Here is a 26,040-nt window from a genome sequence, read left to right on the forward strand (position 1 = left end):
CCGGCACGCCCTGAGCCTTCAGGCGATGATGCCGAGGAGGAAGCGCAGGCACACCACCATCAGGAAGAGGCCGAAGGCCACTTCCAGCCGCCGCTTCGACAGCTTGTGGGCGAGGTGCACGCCCAGCGGCGCCGTCCAGATGCTGGTTGGGATCAGCAGCGCTGCGCCGAGCACCGACACGTAGCCGAGCGACAGCGGCGGCAGCACGGCGCCGGCGCCGATGTTGAGCCAGTCGGCCATCTTCGGCCATCCGGCATAGACGTAGCCGATGGCGCCGGGAATCGAGATCAGCACGCCGAGCCCCGACGAGGTTGCCACCGCCTGGTGGATCGGCCGCCCGTAGAAGGTCATGAACAGGTTCGACAGCTGCCCGCCGCCGATGCCCATAAGCGCCGACAGCACGCCGATCAGCAGCCCGTAGAACTGCATCAGCAGCCCGCCCGGGAGGTCGTTGCCGAGCATCCAGCTGTCCCGGCCGAAGAGCAGGCGGATGGCGCTGGCGCCGGCCACCAGGACGAAAACGGCCTTGAACAGGTCCGGCGGGGCGTAGCGTGCCGCCGCCGAGCCGACGACCACGCCGATGACGACCGGCAGCGCCCAGGTCTTCAGGATCGAGAGGTCCACCGCCCCCTTCGCGCGGTGCGCGCGGAACGAGCGGATCGAGGTGGGGATGATCACCGCCAGCGAGGTGCCGACAGCCAGCGGCATCCGGATGTCCTCGGGGATGCCCTGCAGCCGGAACATCTCGTAGAGCACCGGCACGATGATCGCGCCGCCGCCCACGCCGAACACGCCGGCCAGCAGCCCGGTCAAGGCGCCCGCCGCCAAGAGGCCGACGGCCAGGAAGGCGAGCTGGGCATAGGCGACGTCATGGAACATGGGGGACACCCTCGGAAGGCGATGCGGCCGGCACGCGGCGCGCCCCCCTTGCGGCATTTCCCCGCGAAGGGCAAGCGTGACCTGCGCGAGGCTGGCTCGCGCGGGGAGACGGTCACTCCAGTTGACGGCAGAAGAGTCGCCGGAGCCGCTCGCGCCTACGCCCCGACCCGCAGCCGCTGCACGGCCTCCACGACCAGCCCCTCGAGCCCCTGTCCGCCGGCATCCACGTGGGCGAACAGCTGCTCGCGCATGGGGCGGGCCCAGAACTGGCGGATGTGGCCCGCGATGCCCTCGACCGCCGTGTCGTGCGGATAGGAGCGGAAGAAGGCGGCGATCTGGTTCGCCATGTGGACCATGCGGTCGGTGGTCATGCTCCGGCTCCGCCTGTCACTCCGCCGCCTCGGGGACGGGGACGGGGCCGTGGTCGATGCGCGTCAGCGCGACGTCCTCGGCGTCGTGCTGCTCCTGCCAGCCGGAGCGGTGGTTGGTGCGGCGCACCTGCACGGCCGTGACCTTGTACTCAGGGCAGTTCGTCGCCCAGTCGGAGTAGTCCGTCGTCACGACGTTGGCGCCGCTGCGGGCGTGGTGGAACGTCGTGTACACGACGCCCGGTTGCATCCGCTCGGTGATGTGGGCGCGCAGCGCGATGTCGCCGGAGCGGGACTGGAGGGCGACGAGGTCGCCGTCGCGGATGCCGCGGCTCTCGGCGTCGAAGGGGTGGATCTCCAGCACGTCCTCGTCATGCCAGACGGTGTTGGCGGTGCGCCGCGTCTGCGCGCCGACATTGTACTGGCTGAGGATGCGGCCGGTGGTGAGGATGAGCGGGAACTTCGGCCCCGTGCGCTCGTCGGTGGGTACGAAGTCCGTGATCATGAACTTGCCGAGCCCGCGCACGAAGCGGTCGACATGCATGATGGGCGTGCCCGTGGGCGCCTTGTCGTTGCAGGGCCACTGGATCGAGCCGAGTTCCTCCAGCTTCGCGTAGCTGACGCCGGCGAAGGTGGGGGTCAGCGCGGCGATCTCATCCATGATTTCGGAGGGGTGCGCATAGTGCATCGGGTAGCCGAGCGCCTCGGCGAGCTTCAGCGTCACCTCCCAGTCCGCGAGGCCCGCGAGCGGCGCCATCACCTTCCGCACCGGGCTGATGCGGCGCTCGGCGTTGGTGAAGGTGCCGTCCTTCTCGAGGAAGGAGGAGCCCGGCAGGAAGACGTGGGCGTACTTCGCCGTTTCGTTGAGGAAGATGTCCTGCACGACGATGCACTCCATCGCCTTCAGGCCGTCCACCACGTGCTGCGTGTTGGGATCGGACTGGGCGATGTCCTCGCCCTGGCAATAGAGGCCCTTGAACGTGCCCCCCACCGCCTCGTCGAGCATGTTGGGGATGCGCAGACCCGGCTCCGACGACAGCGGCCGGCCCCACAGCGTCTCGAACATCTCCCGCGTCGCGTCGTCGGCGACGTGCCGGTAGCCGGAGAACTCGTGAGGGAACGAGCCCATGTCGCACGAGCCCTGCACGTTGTTCTGGCCGCGCAGCGGGTTCACGCCGACGCCGTCGCGCCCGATGTTGCCGGTCGCCATGGCGAGGTTCGCCATCGCCATCACCATGGTCGAGCCCTGCGAGTGCTCGGTGACGCCGAGGCCGTAGTAGATGGCCGCGTTGCCGCCGGTCGCGTAAAGCCGCGCCGCCGCTCGGACCTCCGGCGCCGGGACGCCCGTCAGCGCCTGCGTCGCCTCCGGCGAATGCCGCTCCTCCGCGATGAAGCGCGCCCAGACCTCGAAGTCGCCGAGGTCGCAGCGCTCGCGCACGAAGGCCTCGTCGACGAGGCCCTCCGTCACGATGACGTGGGCCATGGCGTTGACGAGCGCCACGTTCGTGCCCGGCATCAACTGGAGGTGGTGCTCTGCGCGCACATGCGGCGACTGCACGAGGTCGATGCGCCGCGGGTCGATGACGATGAGGCGGGCGCCCTGCCGCAGCCGCTTCTTCAGCCGCGAGGCGAAGACGGGGTGCCCGTCCGTGGGATTCGCGCCGATGACGAGCACCACGTCCGACTGCCCGACGGAGCGGAAGTCCTGGGTGCCGGCCGACGTGCCGAAGGTCGTGCGCAGGCCGTAGCCCGTGGGCGAGTGGCAGACGCGGGCGCAGGTGTCGACGTTGTTGTTGCCGAAGCCGGCGCGGATCAGCTTCTGGACGAGGAAGGTCTCCTCGTTGGTGCAGCGCGAGGAGGTGATGCCGCCGATGGCGTCCTTGCCGTAGGTCGCCTGGATGCGGCGGAACTCGCCCGCCGCGTGGGCGATCGCCTCCTCCCAGCTCACCTCGCGCCACGGGTCGGTGATCTTCTCGCGGATCATCGGCTTGGTGATGCGGTCCTTGTGGGTCGCGTAGCCCCAGGCGAAGCGGCCCTTGACGCAGGAGTGGCCCTCGTTCGCCTTGCCGCCCTTGTAGGGCACCATGCGCACGACGCGGTCGCCCTGCATCTCGGCCTTGAAGGAGCAGCCGACGCCGCAATAGGCGCAGGTGGTGACGACGGAGTGCTCCGGCTGGCCCATCTCGACCACGCTCTTCTCGACGAGCGTCGCAGTGGGGCAGGCCTGCACGCAGGCGCCGCACGACACGCACTCCGAGCCGAGGAAATCGGATCCGCCGGGCGACACGGCGCTGGCGAAGCCGCGCCCGTCGATGGTCAGCGCAAACGTGCCCTGCACCTCCTCGCAGGCCCGCACGCAGCGCGAGCAGACGATGCACTTCGCCGGGTCGAACTGGAAGTAGGGGTTCGACTGGTCCTTGGGCGCGTCGAAATGGTTGGCGCCCTCGTAGCCGTAGCGCACCTCGCGCAGGCCGACGGCGCCGGCCATGTCCTGCAGCTCGCAGTCGCCGTTGGCGGCGCAGGTGAGGCAGTCGAGCGGGTGGTCGGAGATGTAGAGCTCCATTACCCCCTTGCGCAGCTTCGCCAGCCGGTCGGTCTGGGTGCGCACGACCATGCCGTTCTCGGCCGGCGTGGTGCAGGAGGCCGGGGTGCCGCGGCGGCCCTCGATCTCGACGAGGCAGAGCCGGCAGGACCCGAAGGCCTCCAGCATGTCGGTGGCGCAGAGCTTCGGGATCTTCGTCCCCATGCTCATCGCTGCCGCCATCACCGAGGTGCCGGTGGGAACGGTGACGCTCTGGCCGTCGATGGTCAGGGTGACGCTCGTCTCCGCGACGCGGATCGGCGTGCCGGTGTCGATTTCCTTGATGAGCGGCATGGCTGCCTCCTCACTCCGCCGCGCGCAGAATCGGGCGCGGCGCGAAATCCTCGGGGAAATGGTCGAGCGCGCTCTTCACCGGCAAGGGCGTGAGCCCCCCCAGCGCGCAGAGCGAGGCGTCGGTCATGAGTGTGAGCAGGTCGTCGAGCACGGCGCGGTTCGCCTCGCGCTCCTCGCCGGCCACGATCCGGTCGATCACCTCGACGCCGCGCGTCGAGCCGATGCGGCAGGGCGTGCACTTGCCGCAGCTCTCCAGGGCACAGAACGCCATGGCGAAGCGGGCCTGCTTCGCCATGTCGACCGTGTCGTCGAACACGACGAGGCCGCCATGGCCGAGCATCCCGCCCACCGACGCCAGCGCCTCGTAGTCGAGCGGCGTGTCGAGCAGGGACGCGGGCAGGTAGGCGCCGAGCGGACCGCCCACCTGCACGGCCCGAACGGGTCGGCCCGAGGCCGTGCCGCCGCCGAGGTCCTCGACGATCTCGCGCAGCGTCATGCCGAACGCGGTCTCGAAGAGGCCGCCGCGCTTCACGTTCCCGGCGATCTGCACCGGCAGCGTCCCGCGCGAGCGGCCCATGCCGAAGGCGGCGTAGGCCGGTCCGCCATGGGCGAGGATCCACGGCACGGCGGCGAGGGACAGCACGTTGTTGACGACGGTCGGCTGGCCGAAGAGGCCCTGCAGCGCCGGCAGCGGCGGCTTCGCCCGCACCTGCCCGCGCTTGCCTTCCAGGCTTTCCAGCAGCGAGGTCTCCTCGCCGCAGATGTAGGCGCCGGCCCCGACCCTGACCTCGAGGTCGAAGGCGCGGCCGGACCCTGCGACGCTGTCGCCCAGGTGGCCGGTCCCGTAGGCCCGCGCCACCGCCTCCCGCAGCGTGCGGATGGCGTGGGGATACTCGGAGCGGATGTAGACGAAGCCTTTCGTCGCGCCGACCGCGAGGCCGGCGATGACCATGCCCTCGATGAGCAGGAAGGGATCGCCCTCCATCAGCATTCGGTCGGCGAAGGTGCCGCTGTCGCCCTCGTCGGCGTTGCAGACGATGTACTTCTGCTCCGCCTGCGCCTTGAGCACCGTGTTCCACTTGATGCCGGTCGGGAATCCGGCCCCGCCGCGTCCGCGCAGGCCCGAGGCCGTGACGGCGTCGACGATCGCCTGCGGGCTCATGCCCAGCGCGGCCGAAAGGCCCTGCCACCCGCCGTGGGCCGCATGGTCGGCCGGCGACAGCGGGTCGATGATGCCGCAGCGCGCGAAGGTGAGGCGCTGCTGCCGCGGCATCCAGGCGAGGGCGTCGACCGGACCGAGCGCCAGCGGATGCGGCTCGCCCGTCGCGAGGCTGCGCAACAGCGACGGCACGTCGGCCGGCGTCACCGGGCCGTAGGCGTGCCGGACGCCATCCCGCTCCACTTCCAGCAGCGGCTCGAGCCAGAGCATGCCCCGCGTTCCCGTGCGGATCAGGGAGACCGGCATCCGTGACGTCGCCGCCTCAGCGAGGAGCGCGCCGGCGACGCGCTCGGCTCCCACCGCCAGCGCGGCCGCGTCGCGGGGGAGGAACAGCCGCAGCGTCATCGGCCGCCCTCCCGGCCGAGCGCGCGCTCGACGAGCGCGTCGAGCGTCGCGGTGTCGAGGCGGCCGACCGGCTCGCCGTCGATCATGGCGGCCGGCGCGACGGCGCACAGGCCAAGGCAATAGGTGTCCTCGACCGTCAGCCGGCCGTCCGGCGAGGTGGTGCCGGAGGAGATCCCGTGAGCGCTCGAAAGATGCGACGCGAGGCCCTCGCAGCCCATCGACTGGCAGGCCTCGGCCCGGCACAGCTTCAGGACGTGGCGACCGGCCGGGGCGCGGCGGAAGTCGTGGTAGAAGGTGACGACGCCGTGCACCTCCGCTCGGGACACGTTCAGCGCCTCCGCGACCAGCGGCAGCGCCGCGTCGTCGATGTAGCCGAAGTGCTCCTGCAGCGCGTGCAGCACCGGCAGCATCGCCCCGTCGAGATGCCGCAATCCGTCGATGATGCCCGCCGCGGCCTCGCGGTCGAACGTGTCGCGTTGGCTCATGCGTCTCCCCGATGGCCTTGCGGCCGACGCTCCCCCGACCATCAGCATACATCCCGCCGCGGCCAAACGATGTCCGCGCTGGCATCGAAACTTGCCGCCGCGCGACGCGATGGCGCCGTCAGGCTAGGGCAGGGGCGTTGAGACTTCGTGTGGAGGGGCGGTCGCCGGGGCGGCTCAGGCGGCTACGAGGCGACGGCGCCCGGCGATCCCGGACCTTGTGGACTTGCCGTTCGTCCCAATTTGATGCCAATGCGGATCGCCGGTCGCATCCCGATATCAGGGCCGGCCGTCCGGCCACCAGGAGTTCCCGCCGCAATGGCGTCCCACCCGAGTCACCGCTTCTCCGTCGCGCCCATGATGGACTGGACGGACCGCCACTGCCGGGCGTTCCACCGCCATCTCACGCGACGCGCGCTGCTCTACACGGAGATGGTGACGACGGGGGCGGTAATCCACGGCGACCGGGCCCGCATCCTCGGCTTCGACGCGCTGGAGCATCCCGTGGCGGTGCAACTCGGCGGCTCGTCCCCGCAGGATCTCGCCACCGCCGCCCGCATCTGCGAGGCGGAGGGGTACGTGGAGGTCAACCTCAACTGCGGCTGCCCGTCCGACCGCGTGCAGGACGGCCGCTTCGGCGCGTGCCTCATGCGCGAGCCGGCGCTGGTGGGCGAGTGCGTCGCCGCCATGAAGGCCGCCGTGCGCATCCCCGTGACGGTGAAGTGCCGCATCGGCGTCGACGAGCAGGATCCCGAGGCGGCGCTCGACGCGCTGGCCGACGCCGTCCGCGCGGCGGGCGTCGACGGGCTCGTCGTCCACGCCCGCAAGGCGTGGCTGCAGGGCCTGTCGCCCAAGGAGAACCGGGACATTCCCCCGCTCGACTATGGCCGCGTCCACCGGCTGAAGGCGCGATGGAGCGCGTCGGGCTGGCACCTGCCGGTGGTGCTCAACGGCGGCCTCGCGGATCTCGACGCGGCGCTGCCGCATCTCGACGCGCTCGACGGCGTCATGCTCGGCCGCGCCGCCTACCAGGATCCTGGCCTCTTGCTGGATGTCGATCGCCGCGTGTTCGGCGAGGAGGGGCCCGCCGCCGATGCCTTCGCCGCGCTGCAGGCGTTCGAGCCCTATGTCGCCGCCCGGCTCGCGGAGGGCACGCGGCTGCACGCCATCACCCGCCACATGCTCGGCCTGTTCAACGGCCGCCCGGGGGCCCGCGCCTGGCGCCGTCACCTCGCCACCGAGGGCGTGAAGCCGTCGGCGGGACTCGCGACGCTGCGCGAGGCGCTGGCCTTCGTCAGCCGCGAGCCGGCCGAGGCCGCCGCCTGAAACGACGAAAGGCCCGCACGGGCGGGCCTTTCTGAAGTGGTGTCCGGCTCCGTCGCCGCGTCAGCGCTCCAGGCGCGCGAACAGGCTGGACGTGTCCCAGCGCTGGCCGCCCATCTTCTGCACTTCGGCGTAGAACTGGTCGACGAGCGCCGTGACCGGCAGGTTGGCGCCGTTGCGGCGGGCCTCCTCGAGGCAGATTGACAGGTCCTTGCGCATCCAGTCGACGGCAAAGCCGAAGTCGAACTTGTTGGCATTCATCGTCTTGTAGCGGTTCTCCATCTGCCACGACTGCGCGGCGCCCTTGGAAATCGTCTCGATGACCGCCTCGACGTCGAGGCCGGCCTTGCGGGCGAAGTGGACGCCCTCCGACAGCGCCTGCACGAGGCCGGCGATGCAGATCTGGTTGACCATCTTGGTCAGCTGCCCGGCGCCGGACGGGCCGAGGCGCCGGCAGGCGCGGGCGAAGCTCATGATCACGGGCTCGGCGCGGGCGAAGGCCGCCTCGTCGCCGCCGCACATCACGGTCAGCACGCCGTTCTCGGCGCCGGCCTGCCCGCCGGAGACGGGCGCGTCGATGAAGGAGAAGCCACGCTTGGCCGCCTCGGCGGCGAGTTCGCGCGCCACTTCGGCCGAGGCCGTGGTGTTGTCGACGAAGACCGAGCCCTTCTCCATGGCGGCGAAGGCGCCGTCGGGACCGGTCGTCACCGAGCGCAGGTCGTCGTCGTTGCCGACGCAGGCGAAGACGAACTCCTGGCCCGCCGCCGCCTCGCGCGGGGTGCGGGCGGCCTTGCCGCCGTGCTCGGACACCCACTTCTCCGCCTTGGCGAAGGTGCGGTTGTAGACGGTGACCTCGTGGCCCTTGGAGGCGAGGTGGCGGGCCATGGGGTAGCCCATGACGCCCAGTCCGAGGAAAGCGACTTTCGCCATCGTGATCGTTGCTCCGATTGTCACACCGGCGTCCCGCCGGTGTCGCTGCGCGGCCTGAACGCGGTCAGGCGTGGCTCAGATGCCGCGTCAGGCGCCGTTCGGCAAGCGTCCAGACGCGGCGGATGATCTCCACGATCAGCAGATAGAGGATCGCGGCGAAGAGATACACCGTCAGGTCGAACGAACGGGCGAAGGCGAGGCGGGTCGTCCCCATCAGGTCGAAGATCGTGACGAGAGAGGCCACCGCCGACGACTTCACCATGATGACGAGCTCGTTGCCGAGCGGCCGCAGGGCCACCAGCGTCGCCTGCGGCATGACGATGGTGCGCAGGATAGCCGGGAAGCGCAGGCCGAGCGCCTTCGCCGCCTCCCATTGCCCGCGCGGCACGGACGCGATGGCGCCGCGGAAGATCTCGGCCTGGTAGGCGGCGGTATTGATGGTGAAGGTGAACGCGGCGCAGAAGAAGGCGTCGCGGAAATAGCCCCACAGCCCGACCGCCTCCAGCGCCGGCCGGAACTGCCCGGCCCCGTAGTAGACGAGGAACAGCTGGCACAGCAGCGGCGTGCCGCGGAAGAAGGTCGTGTAGCCGAGCGCGACGCGGGATGACACGGGGCCGCCGTAGAGCCGCACCAGCGCGACGAGGAAGCCCAGGATCACCCCGAGGCCGACCGAGATGCCGACGAGCTGGAGCGTCACCCACAGCCCGCCGAACATGCGGCAGCCGTAGTTCGTCACCGCCTCGTTGCCGATGATGTAGCCCGGCCACTCGCACCACGTCATCGCCCGCCTCCCGCGCCCGTGGCGAAGCCGCGGTTGCTGCGCCGCTCCAGCGCCGCGATGCCGGCGGCCGAGACGAGCGAGAAGACGAGGTAGATGAGGCAGGCGACGCCGAAGAACAGGAACGGCTCCTTCGTCACCACGTTCGCCCGCCCGGTCCAGAACATCAGGTCGGGCAGGGCGATGACCGAGATGAGCGACGTCTCCTTCAGCAGCACCATCCAGTTGTTGCCGAGCCCGGGCAGGGCCACGCGCATCAACTGCGGGAAGACGACGAGGCGGAAGGTCAACCCGCGGTTGAGGCCGAGCGCGAACGCTCCCTCCCGCTGGCCCTTGGGCACCGCGTTGAGCGCGCCCACCCACACCTCCGAGGAAAAGGCGGCCAGCACCATCCCCAGCGCGATCATGCCCGCGACGAAGGCCGGCATCTCGACCGAGCCGGAGAAGCCGAGCCCCTTCCACGCCTTCTGCAGGCCGATCTGCAGGCCGAAATAGACGATGTAGAGCGTCAGCAGCTCCGGCACGCCGCGGAAAACGGTCGTGTAGACCGTCGCGAGGCCCTTCAGCACCCGGCTCCCGGATCGCGAGGCAAGCGCGATCAGCAGCCCGAGCGCGAGGCCGAAGGGCAGGGTGGCCAGTGCCAGCAGGATCGTGACGAGCGCGCCGCCCACCAGTTCGTCCAGCCACCCCTTGTCGCCCCAGGACAGCAGGATCAGCACTTTGTCCATGGGCACGTCACGGGGTTTGGGGGCAGGCCGAAGATCATGGGCGGGACAGGCAAGGCGCATGCCGCGGGCGCGGCAGCCCCACTATGGACCGAACCCGCCGCCCCGCGCCAGCCTTGGGCGGTGCGGGGCGGGAATCGCGGTGGGCCGGGTCAGGCGGTCTTGCGGAACACCATGAGGGTTTCGAACTTCTCGACGAAGGCGAGGCGCCCCGCCGTGACCAGCTTGCCCACGTCGCGCTCGGCGACATCGTAGGCGTACGAGCCGGAATAGGTGAGCAGGCGCCCGCCCGGCTTCAGGTGGTCGACCATCAGCGAGGCAACCTCGAGGTCGGTCAGGCCGCCATAGGCGTCGTTCTTCTCGCTGCGGAACTCCCCGAGGTGGAAGGCGGTGATCACGTCGAACATCGGGAACAGCCGGGCATCCAGCTGGTAGATGTCACCGAAATAGGCCTTGTAGGTCTTCGACACCTCCGGTCGCTCGATGCAGAGCTTGACGTAGTCGTCGTACTCTTGCGGCGAGGCGGTGATACCGAGGACGGCGTTGTTCGACCCGTCCGTCGCCGTCTCGATGCCGACGACGTGATGCCCGCCCGTGCCGAAGTGGAAGATCGAGCCGTTGCGCAGGCCGTCCTTTCGCAGCCACTCGATGAAGTGGACGTCACATGGGCATTCCTGGACCCGCAGGCCCCAGTAGGCGTCCCAGTAGTGCAGCATCGGTGTCTCCGTATCGGGGGTCATGCGAGGTCCGTGGCTAGGCCGGCCGCGGCGGCCGGCGTGATGTGTCGGGAAAGACGAGCGAAAGCCCGGGCGCCGCCGGCGCCTCGGCCAGCGCGCTGCCGGCCGGCCCGGCGGTCAGCACCACGCGGCGGATGCCGCGGCCGGGAAGGCCATGGCGCGCGCCCACGACGATGAGGACGGCGTCCGCCAGCCCCTCGTCGAGTGCCGAGAGCAGGGCGTTCTGCGCGGCGTCGCCGAGCGCACTGAACGCCTCGTCCACGACGAGGATGTCCGGGCGCAGCAGCAGCATCCGGGCAACGGACAGCCGCTGCTGGTCGCCGGTCGAGAGCAGGGCCTCCCACCGGGCCGCGTGCCCGAGCCGCGGGATCTGGCCCTCCAGCCCCACCGCCGCGAGAGCCGCCGCCAACTCCTGGTGCGTCCGCGAGCCGATGGGCTGCGGGAAGAGCAGGGCGGCTTCCAGAGTGCCGTCCGGCACGAAGGGGTGGGACGACAGCACCGCCACCCGCGCGTCCTGCGGCAGCAGGACCGCGCCCGTCCCCCATGGCCACAGGCCCGCGATGGCCCGGGCCAGCACGCTCTTGCCGGTCCCGGCCTCGCCGTCGAGGTGGATGCGCTCGCCGGGCGCGGCGATGAGGTCCGCCTGCGCCACGATGGGGCGGCCCTCGCCGTCGGCCAGGCGCAGTCCGGCGACGTGAAGCGCGGCGTCGCCGCTCGGCCCGCGCAGCGGGGCGGTGCCCTCGGCCGCGCCGGGGGTGTCGAACGCGTCGGTCAGCTCGATCACGCGCCGTGCCGAGGCGAACCACTCGGCGACGCGCCAGTAGTTGTCGGCGAGCCACGCCATCGCGACCTGCACCTGCGCGAAGGCCGAGGCGAGCTGCATGACCTGCCCGAGAGACAACTCTCCGGCGAGGTACTTCGGCGCTGCGAGCACGAGGGGGACCACGGGGATGAGCGCCGTGTTGGCGTTCATCACCCATGTCACGCGCCCGTGCTGGCGCACGAGCGCCAGCCAATGACGCACCAGGCCGCCGTAGGTGTTGTCGAGCCCGGCGCGGGCCTGCGCCTCGCCGCCGGCGAGCGCGATGGCCTCCGCATTCTCGCGCAGGCGGATCATCTGCGAGCGGAACCGCGCCTCCGCCTCGTTCTTGGCGGCTGCGACGGGAGCGAGCCGGCGCCCGACGATGGGAACGAGCAGCGAGGCGATGGTCCCGTAGACGAGTGCGCCAAGCACCATGAAGGCCGGGATCACAACCGGTGCGCCGCCGAGGTCGACGCGCCACGAGCCGCCGACGCTCCACAGGATGCCGATGAAGGTGACGAAGGCCAGCAGCGCGGTGAAGAGGCCGATGGCGAAGTCGACGAGTGGTTCCGTCGCCATGCGCACGTCGTCGGAGATGCGGTACTCGGGGTTGGCGACGTCCGTCCCCGCCATCCCCAGCCGGTAGAAGGCGTGGCGCGCCAGCCAGCGGTCGAGCAGGCGGGCCGTGAACCACTCTCGCCAGCGCACCTGAAGGCGCTCGCGCATCACGACGATGATGACGCCGACGGCCGCGACCGCGCAGACGAGGCCGGCGAAGGCGAGCACCGCCACCCCGGCCGATGCCGCGTCACGGCGCTCCAGCGCGTCGAAGAACCAGCGATTCCAGCGGTTGACGGCCACGTCGACGCCGAGCCGCATGACGAGCCCGAGGGCGAGAAGGGCGGTCAGCAGCCACGCTGTCCGGCGCGTGGACCCGCGCCAGAAACCACCCGAGAATAGCAGGAACTTCTTCGCCACCGCCGGTTCGAAGGACCGGCCACTGCGTTCGGCCTCGTCCTGCGCCAGCTCGGCGAGGGGCCGCTCCGACACTCTCCACCCTCCCGCGGACGTCGTTGCGCCCGATCCCGAGGCGGAAGCTTAACAGAGGTTCGCTCACGGAAAAGTGACATATTCGCCGCGATGCGCGGCTTTCTCAGCGCCGCCGGACCGGTTCCCGCGACAGCCCCTTCTCCTGCAACTCCGCGAGATAGGCCGCCCACTTCTCCTCGTGGCGGGCGCCGAGTTCGTGGAGATAGGTCCAGGTGTAGATGCCGCTATCGTGCAGGTCGTCGAAGCGCAGGCGCACCGCGTAGTGGCCGACGGGATCGATGGCGAGGATCTGCACCTCCTGCTTGCCGGGCACGGTCTTGCGCTCGGCGGGCGTGTGCCCCTGCACCTCGGCGCTCGGGCTCGTGACCCGCAGGTACTCCGCCGGCAGGGAAAACGTCTCCCCTCCCTCGAAGGAGACCTGCAGCGTGCGCTTGTCGGGTGACAGCTTGATTTCGGTCGGCCAGTGATCGCTCATCTCGTGTCCCTGCGGCCCGGAAGGCCTGAAAAGCCCCTTCCGGGCGTTGCAAGGGACCATATATGGACCGATAGTGCGCCCGTCATGCCCGATACCGTGATGCCAGCCGTGTTGTCCGATCCCCAGTCCCTCGTCGACCCCTTCGGTCGCTCCATCTCCTATCTCCGCGTCTCGGTGACAGATCGCTGCGACTTCCGCTGCGTCTACTGCATGTCCGAGGACATGACGTTCCTGCCCAAGCAGGACCTGCTGACGCTGGAGGAACTGGACCGGCTGTGCTCCGTGTTCGTCGCGAAGGGCGTGCGCAAGCTGCGCATCACCGGCGGCGAGCCGCTCGTGCGCCGCGACATCATGACCCTGTTCCGCTCGCTCTCCCGCCACCTCGAGGCGGGGACGCTGGAGGAGCTGACCGTCACCACCAACGGCTCGCAGCTTGCCCGCTACGCCGGCGACCTGGCCGCGTGCGGCGTGAAGCGCATCAACGTGTCGCTCGACACGCTCGACGCGGCCCGTTTCCGGTCGATCACCCGCTGGGGCGACCTCGACCGCGTGCTGGCCGGGATCGAAGCCGCCCGCAAGGCCGGTCTCGCAGTGAAGATCAACGCCGTGGCGCTGAAGGGCGTGAACGAGGACGAAGTCGAGACGATGATCGCCTGGGCCCACGGGCTCGGCATGGACATCACCTTCATCGAGGTGATGCCGCTTGGCGACATCGAGCCCTCGCGCTTCGACCAGTACTGGCCGCTCTCGCAGCTGCGCGCGCGGCTGATGGAGCGCTGGACCCTGGATCCCATCGACTACCGCACCGGCGGCCCCGCCCGCTACGTCAGCGTGCGCGAGACGGGCGGACGCATCGGGTTCATCACGCCGCTGACCCACAATTTCTGCGAGAGCTGCAACCGCGTCCGCGTCACCTGCACGGGCACCTTGTACATGTGCCTCGGGCAGGAGGATGCCGCCGACCTGCGCACGCCGCTGCGCGCTTCGGAGAGCAACGAGCGGCTGGAGCGGGCCATCGAGGCGGCCATCGCCCGCAAGCCTAAGGGGCACGACTTCGTCATCGACCGGGCCACGTCGCGCCCGGCCGTGGGCCGCCACATGAGCGTGACGGGCGGCTGAGGCCGCCGCGTCAGCTCGCCCAGTTCTGCTTGAAGTCGCCGAAGAGCGTGATTCCGCCGCAGGCGAAGATCGTCTGGCCGGTGATGTAGCGCGCGTCGTCGCTCGCGAGGAACGCAAAGACCGGGGCGATGTCGCGCTCCGCGTCCGCCGCGAACCCCATCGGGATGTGGCTCTCGACACCAGCCCGGGCCCTGGCGTCGCCTGTCCATGCCGCGTTCATGTCGGTCACCACCGCGCCGGGGCCGACCGCGTTCACGCGGATGTCCTTGTCGGCGAACTCCAGCGCCAGCGTGCGGGTGAGGTGGCCGAGGCCGCCCTTGGCCATGGCATAGGCCGCGTAGCCGGGCTTCGGCACGATCTCGTGCACGCTCGTCGTGTTGATGACGGTCCCGCCGCCTGGGCGGGAGAGGAAATGTCGGATCGCCGCCCGCGCGCAGTAGGCCGGGCCCTCGAGATCGATCGAGAGCACCTTGCGCAGGTCGGCGGTGACGAAGCTGTCGCCCGGCGTCGGCGTCTGCATGCCCGCATTGTTGACGAGGATGTCGAGCCGACCCCACGCCGCCAGGCAGCCTTCCACCATCGCCTCGACGGCGGTCTCGCTGGCGACGTCGGCGTCGAAGGCGAGGTGGGGGCGCGCCCCGTGCCCGGAGGCGGCACTGGCGGCGGCAGCGGCGGCGACCGTCTCCTGCGCGGCGCCGGCGTCACGGAAGTGATTCACGGCCACCGTCGCCCCCTCGGCCGCGAAGCGGACGGCGACGGCTCGGCCGATGCCGCGAGATGCCCCCGTGATCAGGGCGAAGCGACCGGCGAGGCGGGGGGCGATGGGAGTCACGGACGGCTCTCCTGCGGATGGAGATCCCGTGATGCGACCGCGGTCGCCCGCGGTCAAGACGGGACGCTGTCCTTCAGGCTGAGCGCAGGCGGGAGACGAAGGTGTCGAGGTCGGTGCGCAGGCCGGTCGACTGGCCGGCGAGCTCGGCGGACCGGCGCCGCATCTCGCCGCCGGCCGAGTTCAGCCGGTCGAGCGCGGAGCGCACCGCGTTTGCGGCGTCGCCGACGCGATTGGCGCTCGCCGCCGCCTCGCGAGCGTTCTCGGCGATCTCTGCGGTCGACATCGTCTGGTCCCGCGCCGCGTCCGAGATGGCCTTGGTGAAGCCGGACAGCTGGTCGATCGTCGACACGATGGTGGCGATCTGCTCGACCGACTTGCGGGTCGCTTCCTGGATGGCGCCGATCTGGTCGCCGATGTCGGCGGTGGCGCGGCTGGTCTGGGCGGCCAGGGACTTCACCTCCGAGGCCACGACCGCGAAGCCGCGGCCTGCCTCTCCGGCGCGCGCCGCCTCGATCGTGGCGTTGAGGGCGAGAAGGTTCGTCTGGCTGGCGATCTCGGCGATGAGCCCGACGACCGAGCCGATCTGCTCCACCGCCTCGGCGAGCTTCTGCATCGCCCGGTTCATCTCGGCCACGTCCTCGCTGGCGCGGTGGGTCACGGCGAGGGTGTTGGTCGCCTGCTCGCCGATGCTGCCGATCGACTGCGACAGCGCCGCCGTCGCCTGGGCGGTCCGGGTGATCAGGCCGATCGAGGTCCGGGCCGCCTGGTCGGCGACGTCGATCTGGACACGGGCGTGCTCGGAGGCGTCGGAGGCGGCGGCCGCCGTCGTCTCGACGGCCTCTGCGGCCAGCGTGATGGTGTTCGAGACCGCGCCTGCGCCACCCGTGAAGGCCCCTATGGCCTGCTCCACCGCGTTGCGACGATCCTCGAGGGAGCGCTTCAGCTCGGCCTGCTCGATGGCCATGGCGTTGAGCGTGTCGACGGCGATGTAGCGCATCAGCCGGCGGCAATCCTCGGCGGTCCTCGGCCCGGACCACCGGTGCCGGCGCCCGAGCTCGCCGAAGAGATAGCCGGCGAGGTGCACGGACGTCGCGAGCCTGATTCTCGGGCCGAAGCCCGACTGCATCTCCCGCGCGATGGTCTCGCGCAGCCGTTCGACGTAATGGGCGTCCATCTCGCCGCTGAAGATGTCGGCGAAGTAGCGGGACTGGAACGCGACGAACTCCTCGGCGTGGGCTCGCGCGAATTCGTCGAAGTTGGGAAGGCCCAGCCAGGTCTGGTAATAGCGGGTCAGGACGGTTTCGGCGTCCTCCGATACCCGCTTGCGCAGGCTGCGGACGAGCGCGACGGTCTCTTCGTCAATGAAGAAGGTCCGCTTCCGGGCCTGAAGGTCGTTCTCGAAAGACATGTGAAAAAGCTCGCGCGGCGGCCTTCCCGGCCGTTCCCGAGCATAGGCGGATCCTCCGTTAAAATGGCGTCAACCGCAGCGTTACATGCCGCTCCCCGCGTCGCGCATGGAACGGTTGCGGATCGCCGGGAAGCGGGGCAGGGGTCCTTGCGCTAGGGTGAACTCGGGGAGGACGAATGGGGGCTGTGTACGACACGATCGTCGTCGGCGTCGGCGCCATGGGCGCGGCGACGTGCTGGCAGCTTGCCCGGCGCGGCAAACGCGTGCTCGGGCTGGAGCGCTTCGACATCCCCAACGCCATGGGCTCCTCCCACGGCGACACCCGCATGATCCGCCTCGCCTATTTCGAGGGGCCCGCCTACGTGCCGATGGTGCGCCGCGCCCATGCGCTCTGGCACGAGATCGGCGCACTTGCCGGCGAGCGGCTGCTCTTCGAGACGGGCTCCCTCGACATGGCGGCCGAGGGCGATGGTGTCGTCGAGCCGGCGCGGCAGGCGTGCATCGACCACGGACTGCCCTACGAGGCGATGACGGCGGCCGAGGTCATGCGCCGCTGGCCGCAGTTCCGGCTGCCGGCGGGCCATGCCGCCCTGTACCAGCCGCAGGGAGGCTTCATCGCCAGCGAGCGCGGGATCGTCGTGCAGGCCGCCCTCGCCATGGATGCCGGCGCCGACATCCGCGCGCAGGAGAGGGTGCTCGGCTTCGAGCCGTTCGCCGGAGGCGTGCGGGTGACGACCGACCGCGGCACCTACGAGGCCGGCAGCGTCGTCCTGTCGCCGGGCGGCTGGATCGGCGCGCTTGCGCCGGAGCTGGCGTCGCTGTTCCGCCCTTACCGGCAGGTGTTCGGCTGGTTCCGGCCGGCTGACCGTGCGCCCTATCGCATGGGAGCGATGCCGTCCTTCACCCTGAAGGTCGAGGACGGCCACTACTACGGCTTCCCGCTCTGGAACCACCCCGGCGTCAAGGTCGGCGGGCCGCACCATGCCCGCGAGGCGTGCGACCCGGAGACGCTGTCCCGCACCGCGCGCCCGGCGGACGTCGACCTCCTTCGCGATTGCCTGCGCCGCCACCTCCCAGACCTCGACGGAGACTGTCTCGCATTGCGTGTGTGTTTCTATACTTTCACGTCTGACGAGCATTTCGTCATCGACACGCTGCCGGGGCACCCGCAGGTCGTCGTCGCCTCGCCCTGCTCGGGCCACGGCTACAAGTTCGCCAGCGTGATGGGGGAGATTCTCGCCGATCTCGCCACCGGCCGGCAGCCGGCCTTCGACCTGTCGAGCTTCGCGCTCGCGCGGTTCGCCGCATGAAGCCGGCGCACGTCACCGAGTCAGAGGCGACGGCCGCCCGCCTCGCCGCCAACCGCCGGGGCATCGTGGCGATGCTGCTGGCGATGGCGTTCTTCGTCACCAACGACACCCTCATGAAGATGGCCCGCGAGGAACTCCCGGCGGGTCAGGTGATGGGCGTGCGCGGCATCTTCGCCGCGCTGTGCACCTTCGCGATGGTGGTCGCATTCGGCGAGCTGGGGCGCTGGCGGCTGGTGCTGCGGGGGGTCGTGCTGCTGCGCGGCTCCCTCGAGCTGGCCGTGGCGATCTGCTTCATCGTCGCCCTCGGCCACCTGCCGCTGGCCGACATCACGGCCATGGGCCAATCCGCTCCCCTGCTTCTCGCCGCCTACGTGGCGCTGACCGGGGAGGAGCAGATGGGCTGGCGGCGCTGGCTGGCCATCCTCGTCGGCTTCCTGGGCGTCCTGCTCGTGGTGAAGCCGGGCAGCCCGAGCTTCGACATCTACGGCGTGCTGGGCTGCATGTCCGCGGTCCTCGTCGCGGGCCGGGACCTCGTGACCCGGCGCGTGCACCACAGCGTGCCCACCGTGCTGATCCTCGCCACCACCACGGCTGTGGTGGCGGGAGGGGGCAGCCTCTACGGCCTGCTGACGGAAACGTGGCAGCCCGTCACGTGGAGCGTGACCGTCGAACTCGCGCTCGCCGGCATCTTCGTCACGCTCGGGCACTACTGCGTCATCACCGCCTTCCGCGGCGTCGACATCGCCGTGGTCTCGCCGTTCCGCTACGCGGTCATCCTGTTCGCCGCCGTCTACGGCCTCGTCGTCTTCGGCGACGTGCCCGACCTCTGGGGAACGGTCGGCGCGGTGCTCATCGCGGGCAGCGGGCTCTACACTCTCCACAGGGAGCGCGTGCGCCATCGCAACGTGGCTGCCCTGGCTGCGAAAAATCCACCGCCGGGTTGAGACGCCGCTGGCAGGCGTGAAATCCGGGTGCTATACGGCGGCTGCGGGTCTGCCCCTCCCCGGACGCAGACGATGCACCATAACCATAGCCTGCCAATCAAGAAGCTGCCGCCTGCTGCCGCGGGCGGATGCCATCGGAGGGGTTGCCAGTGTCGGGTCTCCTGGGGATCAGCCGGCTCATCGACCGGTTCCACACGCTCGTCGGCCGCTGGGTCGCGTGGCTCATCTTCGTCGCCGTCATCATCTCGACGGTCAACGCGGTCATCCGCAAGGTCTTCGACACCTCCTCCAATGCGTGGCTGGAAGCGCAGTGGGTGCTGTTCGGCGCCGTGTTCCTGCTCTGCGCCCCGTGGACGCTGCTCTCCAACGAGCACATCCGCATCGACGTCGTGAACAGCCTGCTGCCGCGTACCGTGCGCAACATGATCGACGTCATCGGGCATGTGTTCTTCCTCATGCCCTTCTGCGTGATCATGATCATCACGTCCTACCCCTTCTTCATGCGCAGCTTCTCGATCAACGAGCAGTCTCTGAATGCGGGCGGACTCCCGCAATGGCCCGCCAAGTTCCTGATCCTGCTGGGCTTCGTGCTGCTGCTGATCCAGGGCGTGTCGGAGCTCATCAAGCGCCTCGCGATCATGACGGGCCACCTGGAGGACACCACCACCGGGGGTGGCCACCATGCGGCGGCCGAGGCCGAGGCCCAGCGCCTGCTCGAGCAGGCGCAGGCCGGCGCGACGCCGACACGCTGACGCCCGCCCGACGCTCACTCCGGATCCACGCCCATGACCGCCTTCATCGTCCAGAACATGGCGCCGATCATGTTCGGCGCGCTCGTCATCTTCCTGCTGCTGGGCTACCCGGTGGCCTTCGCGCTGGCTGCCAACGGCCTCGTCTTCGCCCTGCTCGGCATCGAGCTCGGCCTCTTCCGCCCCGACTTCCTGCAGGCCCTGCCGGAGCGCGTCTACGGCGTGATGAACAACGACACGCTGCTGGCCATCCCCTTCTTCACCTTCATGGGGCTGATCCTCGAACGATCGGGGATGGCCGAGGACCTGCTCGACACGATCGGGCAGCTCTTCGGCACGCTGCGCGGCGGCCTCGCCTACGCGGTCATCTTCGTCGGCGCGCTGCTGGCGGCGACGACGGGCGTCGTGGCGGCCTCCGTCATCTCGATGGGCCTGATCTCCCTGCCCATCATGCTGCGCTACGGCTATGACCGCCGGCTTGCGTCCGGCGTGATCGCCGCGTCGGGCACGCTGGCCCAGATCATCCCGCCGTCGCTGGTGCTGATCGTCATGGCCGACCAGCTCGGCCGCTCGGTCGGCGACATGTACGAGGGCGCCTTCATTCCCGGCCTCGTGCTGTCCCTGCTGTATGCGGGTTACGTGTTCCTCGTCTCGATGCTGTTCCCGAAGGCGGCTCCCGGCCTGCCGGCCGATGCCGTGGGCTTCCGCGAGCCCTCGGGCGCCCGCGGCGTGTGGCAGCTCGGCCTGCTCGTGCTGTTCTCGGGCGTCGTCGGCTACTACGTCATCAAGCAGACGGACGTGCGCCCCGGCGCCGACTTCGTCGTCCTGACCATGTCGGTCGGCGTGGTGGTGTCGTTCCTCTGCGCCATCTTCAACCACCTCTTCGGCGCCAAGCGGGTCGTCATGACGACTGTCGTCACGGCGCTGTTCGTGCTCGGCTGGTACCTGCTGAAGCAGAGCGGCTGGCAGAAGACGGCGCTGCTGTCGGAGGCGCTGGCCGCCGGCGCACTCTACGCCACGGCCGCGGGCCTGATCGAGCGTCTGACCGGCAAGCGCATCGTCTCGAAGCTCGCCGAGCAGGTGACCTTCGTGATGGTGCCTCCGCTGGGCCTCATCTTCCTCGTGCTCGGCACCATCTTCATCGGCGTCGCGACGCCGACCGAGGGCGGCGCCATGGGCGCGGCGGGCGCCATCGTGCTCGCGCTGATGAAGCGCCGGATGACCTTCGACCTGACCCGGCAGGCGGTCGAGGCGACCGCCAAGCTCTCGGCCTTCGTGCTGTTCATCCTGGTCGGCGCGCGCGTCTTCTCGCTCACCTTCTACGGGGTCAACGGCCACGTGTGGGTGGAGCACCTGCTGACGTCGCTGCCCGGCGGCCAGGTGGGCTTCCTCATCTTCGTCAACGCGCTGATCTTCGTCCTCGCGTTCTTCCTCGACTTCTTCGAGCTCGCCTTCATCGCCATCCCGCTGATCGGGCCCGCCGCCGACAAGCTCGGCATCGACTTGATCTGGTTCGGCGTGATGATGGGCGTGAACATGCAGACGTCGTTCATGCATCCGCCCTTCGGCTTCGCACTCTTCTACCTGCGCTCCGTGGCGCCGCGCGAGGCCTACAAGGACAAGGTGACCGGCCACACCATGGAGCCGGTGACGACGGGTCAGATCTACTGGGGCGCCGTGCCGTTCGTGGTCATCCAGCTGATCATGGTGGCGCTCGTCATCATCTTCCCGGGCATGGTCATGCACTACAAGAGCGCCGGCCCCGTCGTGGACGAGAAGAAGGCGCTCGAGCAACTGCAGAACCTCTCGCCCGGCGGCATCGAGCTGCCGCCGCTGGACCTCGGCCCGCCGAAGATCCAGTAAGGCGAGCGCACCGCCAGACACGGACCGGGCCCCTCGCGGGCCCGGTCTGCGTTTGGGGGGACGCAGTGGCTGGCCGGGCTCTCGTCAGGCGTTCCTTGATGGCGTCAGGCAAGGGCCGCAGGCGCGCGTCCTGCTCCTGACCCGCGGCAGCGTTGCGTCTCGAAGGACGCAGGCTGGCGGGGCGGCGCTTGCGATCCCGCCAAAAGAAAAACCCCGCGGGCAGGGCCCGCGGGGTTCCGGAAGCGATGCTGGCTCTGATCAGCCGCGGGCGCGCGAGCGGATCATGAAGTTGTCGAAGTTGAACTCCGCAACCTGCCACCAGAGGTACTGGTCGCCGCGGAAGGCGACGTAGGCGTCGTACACCTTCTTGAAGTCGGCGTTGTCCTTGCCGATCTCCGCGTAGAGCTCATTGGAGGCCTTGAGGCAGGCGTCCATGACCTCCGGCGGGAACGGACGCAGTTGGGCGCCGCCCTGCACGAGGCGCTTCAGCGCGCCCGGGTTGCGAGCGTCGTACTTCGCCTGCATGTCGACGTTGGCGTAGCCCGCGGCCGCCGTGGCGATCGCCTGATAGGCCTTCGGCAGCTCGGCCCACTTCTGCTGGTTCATGAAGAAGTGCAGCGCGGCGCCGCCTTCCCACCAGCCCGGGTAGTAGTAGAAGGGGGCGACCTTGTTGAAGCCGAGCTTCTCGTCGTCGTAGGGTCCGACCCACTCAGCCGCGTCGATGGTGCCCTTCTCGAGCGCCGGGTAGATGTCGCCGCCGGCGATCTGCTGCGGCACGGAGCCGAGCTTCTGGAGCACGCGGCCGGCGAGGCCGCCGATGCGCATCTTCAGGCCGTTGAGGTCGGCAGGGGTCTTCACTTCCTTGCGGAACCAGCCGCCCATCTGCGTGCCGGTGTTGCCGCCGGGCAGCGAGAAGATGTTGTACTTCTTGTAGAACTCGTTCAGCAGCTCCTGGCCGCCGCCGTGGTACATCCAGGCGTTTTCCTGGCGCGAGTTCAGGCCGAACGGAACCGCCGTGCCGAAGGCGAAGGTCGGGTCCTTGCCGACGTAGTAGTAGGAAGCCGTGTGGCAGCACTCCACGGTGCCGTTCTGCACGGCGTCGGCGGCCTGCAGGCCGGGGACGATTTCGCCAGCGGCGAAGACCTGCACCTGGAACTTGCCGTCCGTGGCCTCGCTCACGTACTTCGCGAACACCTCAGCCGCGCCGTAGATGGTGTCGAGCGACTTGGGGAAGCTCGACGTCAGGCGCCACTTCACCTCGGGCTGGGACTGCGCGATGGCGGGGCTGGCGACCGCGCCGGCCGCGAGACCGGCACCGGCGACTTTGATGAACTGGCGACGCTTCATAGATCGGGTTCCTCCCACGAATGACGGGCTGTCGTCCTTATGCGCCTGACGCGGACGTCCATCCCGTGAGCCGCATACCACGGGCCCACTTGTCCGGGGAACCTCAAATTTCAAGCTGCCGGACGTATTTTTCGGCAGACACCGCGAAAAAGGGCGCGGAATCGGATCCGCGCCCTCTCTTTCCTGCTGCGCTCCAGCTGGGGCGCCTCGTCGATCAGCCGCGCGTGCGCGCCCGGATCATGAAGTTGTCGTAGGTGAACTCCGCGACCTGCCACCAGAGGTAGGCATCGCCGCGGAACGCCGTCATGGCCGAGATGGCCTTCTTGAACGGCTCGTTCTTGGCACTGATCTCGGCATAGAGCTCGTTGGAGGCCTTGAAGCAGGCCTCCATGATTTCCGGCGAGAACGGCCGCAGCTGCGCGCCGGCCTGCACCAGCCGCTTCAGCGCCGCCGGGTTCTGCACGTCGTAGCGGGCCTGCATCCACGTGTTGGCGTAGGCCGACGCGTTCAGCACGGCGGCCTGGTAGGCCTTCGGCAGCGCCTCGAACTTCTCCTTGTTGACGAAGGCGTGCACGGTCGGCCCGCCCTCCCACCAGCCCGGGTAGTAGTAGAAGGGCGCAACCTTGGCGAAGCCGAGCTTCTCGTCGTCGTAGGGGCCGACCCACTCCGCCGCGTCGATGGTGCCCTTCTCCAGCGCCGGATAGATGTCCCCGCCGGCGATCTGCTGCGGCACCGTGCCGAGCTTGGCGAGCACCTGGCCGGCGATGCCGCCGATGCGCATCTTCAGGCCGCTGAGGTCGGCCGGCGTCTTGATCTCCTTGCGGAACCACCCGCCCATCTGCGTACCGGTGTTGCCGCAGGGGAAGCCGACGACGTTGTAGGACTTGTAGAACTCGTTGAAGAGCTCGTTGCCGCCCCCCTGGTAGAGCCAGGCGTTCTGCTGCCGGGCATTGAGACCGAAGGGGACGGACGAGGCGATGGCGAAGGTCGGGTCCTTGCCGACATAGTAGTAGGAGACGGTGTGGCAGGCCTCGACCGTGCCGTTCTGGACGGCGTCGAGGGCCTGCAGCGCCGGCACGATCTCGCCGGCGGCGAACACCTGGATCTGGAACTTTCCGTCCGTGAGCTCGGACACCTGCTTCGCGAAGACCTCGGCCGCGCCGTAGATGGTGTCGAGCGACTTCGGGAAGCTCGACGCCAGGCGCCACTTGATCTCCGGGTTGGACTGCGCGACCGCCGGGGCGGCCACGGCCGATGCGGCGAGGCCGAGACCGGCCGCCTTGACGAACTCACGACGCTTCATGGGCATTCTCTCCGGTATGCGTGACGAGGTCGGCTCGCCCGCGTCCACGTAAGCTTGACCGGAAACGGCAGATTTCCGGGCCCTTTTGGGGTTCGCGACAGTGTCGGAACCACCTTTGGCCCACAATTCGGCACCCCTCAGGGCTGGGCTGCGATTTGCGCATGCCCTGCCTCAATGGTCGACAGGACGCCGAAAGCGTGGGCATTCTCGGCGAAATCCGCGCGTTTCCGAGGACTCTCCCGTGGCTCTCATCAACTATTTGACGACGATCCGGCTCGACTTCGGAGCTCTCTCCGCCCTGCCGGAGGACCTCTCTGCCGCCGGGATCGCGCGTCCCCTGCTGGTCGCCGACCGGGGCGTCGAGACCGCCGGCCTGCTCGACAGGGTGCGCCGTGCCTTTCCTGGCGGCGCCACGGCCCCCGCCTTTCTCGACACGCCCAGCAATCCCACCGAGGAGGCCGTCGAAGCGGCGCTGGCCGTCTACAAGGCCGAAGGCTGCGACGGGCTGATCGCCGTGGGCGGCGGCTCGCCGATGGACCTCGCGAAGGGCGTCGCCGTCCTCGCGGCCCATCCGGGCCCGCTGCAGACCTACGCCGCCGTGCTCGGCGGAGCGCCCCGCATCACGGCCGCCACGGCGCCGGTCGTGGCGATCCCCACGACGGCGGGGACGGGCAGCGAGGTGGGGCGGGGCGCGGTCATCACCTTCCGCGACGGCCGCAAGCTGGCGCTCCTGTCGCCCCACCTCATCCCGAAGCGCGCGGTCTGCGACCCCGAACTCACGGTCGGCCTGCCGCCCCTCCTGACCGCTGCGACCGGCATGGATGCCGTCAGCCACTGCATCGAGTGCTTCATCTCGCCCGTCGACAATCCGGTGGCCGCGGCCATCGCCATCGACGGGCTGGAACGCGCGACGAAGGCGCTGCCGCGCGCCGTCGCCGACGGCACGGATCGGGAAGCCCGGCGCGAGATGATGATCGCCGCATTTGAAGGTGCGCTCGCCTTCCAGAAGGGGCTGGGCGCCGTCCATGCGCTGTCCCACCCGCTGGGCGCCCTCAAGGAGTTCCGTCTGCATCACGGCACGCTGAACGCCGTGCTGCTCCCCCCGGTGCTGCGGTTCAACGAGCCGGCCGCGGGCGCCAAGTACGACGGGCTGCGTCGCGCCATGGGTCTCGCCCCGGGCGCCGATGTGGCCGATGCGGTGGCCCGCTTCAGCGCCGGCCTCGGCCTGCCGGCCACGCTTTCCGCGATGGGCGTGCCCCGCCAGGTGCTGCCCGCCATCGCCGACGCGGCGCTGCTCGACCACACGCACGCCACCAACGCGCGCACCGCGACGCGCGAGGACTACCTGCGGATGCTGGAAGAGGTCTACTGACGCGCCGCCCGGCGGCGTCCGAAAGGGGAGGGGAGGGCGCCGTCGTCCGAGGCGCCCGGCCCTTCGCCCGTCAGCCGATGACGATGCGCGGTGCCGCCCGGACCGGCTGGCCGGAGATCGTGCCCCACACCTGCCGCGCAATGTCCTTGTAGACCGCCGCGTGCGGGCCGTCCGGCTCGGTTGCGACGACGGGCAGGCCGGCGTCGGACTTCTCGCGGATGCGCATGGCCAGCGGCACCTCCCCGAGGAACGGAACGCCGAGGCGCTGCGCCTCCTGCCGGGCCCCGCCATGGCCGAAGATGTCCGACCGCTCGCCGCAGTGCGGGCAGATGAAGGTCGACATGTTCTCGACGATGCCGAGCACCGGCACCTCGACCCGCTTGAACATGGCGATGCCGCGCCGCGCGTCGATGAGCGCGAGGTCCTGCGGCGTCGACACGATCACGGCGCCGGCGAGCGGCACGGCCTGCGCCATGGTGAGTTGGGCGTCGCCCGTGCCCGGCGGCATGTCGACCACCAGCACGTCGAGGTCGCCCCACGCCACCTCGCGCAGCATCTGCTGGATCGCCGACATCACCATCGGCCCGCGCCAAATCACGGCGGTGTCCTCCTCCACGAGGAAGCCGATGGACATCACCTTCAGGCCATAGGCCGAAAGCGGCTTCATCACCCGCCCCTCGAGGATCTCCGGCTTCTCGTGCAGCGCGAAGAGCTTCGGCATCGACGGGCCGTAGATGTCGGCGTCGAGGATGCCGACCTTCAGGCCGAGCGTTGCGAGGCCAAGCGCGAGGTTGGCCGCCGTCGT

At 69.9% G+C, this 26,040-nt stretch carries 23 protein-coding genes; 7 read left to right on the top strand and 16 right to left on the bottom strand.

Annotated elements, in window-relative coordinates; translation table 11 throughout:
* Positions 1–18: 18 nt before the first annotated feature.
* The 5 genes from ACX9GQ_RS13040 to ACX9GQ_RS13060 form a co-directional block, all read right to left on the bottom strand.
* Positions 19–879 (bottom strand): sulfite exporter TauE/SafE family protein, encoded by an 861-nt coding sequence (locus ACX9GQ_RS13040; RefSeq protein ID WP_459629984.1) that lies wholly within the window; start codon positions 877–879, stop codon positions 19–21.
* A gap of 155 nt (positions 880–1,034) precedes the next feature.
* On the bottom strand, positions 1,035–1,250 hold the full coding sequence (locus ACX9GQ_RS13045) for a formate dehydrogenase subunit delta (protein WP_459629985.1): 216 nt from the start codon (positions 1,248–1,250) through the stop codon (positions 1,035–1,037).
* Positions 1,251–1,266: 16 nt separating this feature from the next.
* A complete protein-coding gene (fdhF, locus tag ACX9GQ_RS13050) occupies positions 1,267–4,122 on the bottom strand; it encodes a formate dehydrogenase subunit alpha (protein WP_459629986.1) in 2,856 nt (951 codons plus the stop codon).
* 10 nt (positions 4,123–4,132) lie between these two features.
* Positions 4,133–5,686: a formate dehydrogenase beta subunit gene (locus tag ACX9GQ_RS13055; RefSeq protein ID WP_459629987.1), complete on the bottom strand. Its 1,554-nt coding sequence runs from the start codon at positions 5,684–5,686 to the stop codon at positions 4,133–4,135.
* Complete coding sequence (locus ACX9GQ_RS13060; RefSeq protein ID WP_459629988.1) at positions 5,683–6,171, bottom strand: formate dehydrogenase subunit gamma; 489 nt, start codon at positions 6,169–6,171, stop codon at positions 5,683–5,685. The genes ACX9GQ_RS13055 and ACX9GQ_RS13060 overlap by 4 nt, the downstream gene beginning before the upstream one ends.
* A 315-nt stretch (positions 6,172–6,486) precedes the next feature.
* On the opposite strand from ACX9GQ_RS13060, the gene dusA reads away from it, so the two are divergent.
* Entirely contained in the window at positions 6,487–7,494 is a 1,008-nt protein-coding gene (gene dusA / locus ACX9GQ_RS13065) for a tRNA dihydrouridine(20/20a) synthase DusA (RefSeq protein WP_459629989.1), read from the top strand.
* A 60-nt stretch (positions 7,495–7,554) separates the two neighbouring features.
* Here dusA and ACX9GQ_RS13070 read toward each other — a convergent pair whose 3' ends face one another.
* The 6 genes from ACX9GQ_RS13070 to ACX9GQ_RS13095 all read right to left on the bottom strand — a co-directional run bounded on the left by ACX9GQ_RS13070 (position 7,555) and on the right by ACX9GQ_RS13095 (position 12,988).
* Positions 7,555–8,421 carry an NAD(P)-dependent oxidoreductase gene (locus ACX9GQ_RS13070; RefSeq protein WP_459629990.1) on the bottom strand — a complete coding sequence of 289 codons (867 nt, stop codon included), beginning with the start codon at positions 8,419–8,421 and terminating at the stop codon, positions 7,555–7,557.
* 64 nt (positions 8,422–8,485) lie between these two features.
* Positions 8,486–9,202: an ABC transporter permease gene (locus tag ACX9GQ_RS13075; RefSeq protein ID WP_459629991.1), complete on the bottom strand. Its 717-nt coding sequence runs from the start codon at positions 9,200–9,202 to the stop codon at positions 8,486–8,488.
* Positions 9,199–9,927, bottom strand: a complete 729-nt coding sequence (locus tag ACX9GQ_RS13080; RefSeq protein WP_459629992.1) for an ABC transporter permease — start codon at positions 9,925–9,927, stop codon at positions 9,199–9,201. Before ACX9GQ_RS13080 ends, ACX9GQ_RS13075 begins: the two co-directional genes overlap by 4 nt.
* 149 nt (positions 9,928–10,076) lie before the next feature.
* Positions 10,077–10,664: a methyltransferase domain-containing protein gene (locus ACX9GQ_RS13085; protein WP_459629993.1), complete on the bottom strand. Its 588-nt coding sequence runs from the start codon at positions 10,662–10,664 to the stop codon at positions 10,077–10,079.
* 13 nt (positions 10,665–10,677) lie between these two features.
* Positions 10,678–12,513, bottom strand: a complete 1,836-nt coding sequence (locus tag ACX9GQ_RS13090; protein WP_459629994.1) for an ABC transporter ATP-binding protein/permease — start codon at positions 12,511–12,513, stop codon at positions 10,678–10,680.
* Between the two features lie 103 nt (positions 12,514–12,616).
* Positions 12,617–12,988, bottom strand: coding sequence for a gamma-butyrobetaine hydroxylase family protein (locus tag ACX9GQ_RS13095; protein WP_459629995.1), 372 nt, complete (start codon positions 12,986–12,988; stop codon positions 12,617–12,619).
* A gap of 99 nt (positions 12,989–13,087) precedes the next feature.
* On the opposite strand from ACX9GQ_RS13095, the gene moaA reads away from it, so the two are divergent.
* Positions 13,088–14,107, top strand: coding sequence for a GTP 3',8-cyclase MoaA (gene moaA, locus ACX9GQ_RS13100; protein ID WP_459629996.1), 1,020 nt, complete (start codon positions 13,088–13,090; stop codon positions 14,105–14,107).
* A gap of 10 nt (positions 14,108–14,117) precedes the next feature.
* On the opposite strand, the gene ACX9GQ_RS13105 is transcribed toward moaA, so the two are convergent.
* Together ACX9GQ_RS13105 and ACX9GQ_RS13110 are read right to left on the bottom strand one after the other, a co-directional pair.
* Positions 14,118–14,939 (bottom strand): SDR family oxidoreductase, encoded by an 822-nt coding sequence (locus tag ACX9GQ_RS13105; RefSeq protein ID WP_459629997.1) that lies wholly within the window; start codon positions 14,937–14,939, stop codon positions 14,118–14,120.
* 73 nt (positions 14,940–15,012) lie between these two features.
* Positions 15,013–16,347 carry a methyl-accepting chemotaxis protein gene (locus ACX9GQ_RS13110; RefSeq protein ID WP_459629998.1) on the bottom strand — a complete coding sequence of 445 codons (1,335 nt, stop codon included), beginning with the start codon at positions 16,345–16,347 and terminating at the stop codon, positions 15,013–15,015.
* A gap of 176 nt (positions 16,348–16,523) precedes the next feature.
* Between ACX9GQ_RS13110 and solA the strand changes: the two genes are divergently transcribed.
* The 4 genes from solA (at position 16,524) to ACX9GQ_RS13130 (ending at position 21,213) form a co-directional block, all read left to right on the top strand.
* Positions 16,524–17,657: an N-methyl-L-tryptophan oxidase gene (gene solA / locus ACX9GQ_RS13115; protein ID WP_459629999.1), complete on the top strand. Its 1,134-nt coding sequence runs from the start codon at positions 16,524–16,526 to the stop codon at positions 17,655–17,657.
* Positions 17,654–18,601: a DMT family transporter gene (locus ACX9GQ_RS13120; protein WP_459630000.1), complete on the top strand. Its 948-nt coding sequence runs from the start codon at positions 17,654–17,656 to the stop codon at positions 18,599–18,601. Before solA ends, ACX9GQ_RS13120 begins: the two co-directional genes overlap by 4 nt.
* 149 nt (positions 18,602–18,750) lie before the next feature.
* Entirely contained in the window at positions 18,751–19,353 is a 603-nt protein-coding gene (locus ACX9GQ_RS13125; protein ID WP_459630001.1) for a TRAP transporter small permease subunit, read from the top strand.
* A 33-nt stretch (positions 19,354–19,386) separates the two neighbouring features.
* On the top strand, positions 19,387–21,213 hold the full coding sequence (locus tag ACX9GQ_RS13130) for a TRAP transporter large permease (RefSeq protein ID WP_459630002.1): 1,827 nt from the start codon (positions 19,387–19,389) through the stop codon (positions 21,211–21,213).
* A 258-nt stretch (positions 21,214–21,471) separates the two neighbouring features.
* On the opposite strand, the gene ACX9GQ_RS13135 is transcribed toward ACX9GQ_RS13130, so the two are convergent.
* Entirely contained in the window at positions 21,472–22,560 is a 1,089-nt protein-coding gene (locus ACX9GQ_RS13135; protein ID WP_459630003.1) for a TRAP transporter substrate-binding protein, read from the bottom strand.
* Between the two features lie 214 nt (positions 22,561–22,774).
* A complete protein-coding gene (locus ACX9GQ_RS13140) occupies positions 22,775–23,863 on the bottom strand; it encodes a TRAP transporter substrate-binding protein (protein WP_459630004.1) in 1,089 nt (362 codons plus the stop codon).
* Between the two features lie 241 nt (positions 23,864–24,104).
* Here ACX9GQ_RS13140 and ACX9GQ_RS13145 point away from each other — a divergent pair, with 241 nt between their 5' ends.
* The gene (locus ACX9GQ_RS13145; RefSeq protein WP_459630005.1) at positions 24,105–25,235 is read left to right on the top strand and encodes an iron-containing alcohol dehydrogenase; all 1,131 of its coding nucleotides are present in this window, start codon (positions 24,105–24,107) and stop codon (positions 25,233–25,235) included.
* Positions 25,236–25,305: 70 nt separating this feature from the next.
* Here the strand turns inward: ACX9GQ_RS13145 and ACX9GQ_RS13150 are convergent.
* Positions 25,306–26,040: Mrp/NBP35 family ATP-binding protein (locus tag ACX9GQ_RS13150; protein WP_459630006.1), on the bottom strand; the 735-nt coding region annotated here is incomplete at its 5' end.

This window comes from Alsobacter sp. R-9 (genome assembly GCF_054612375.1).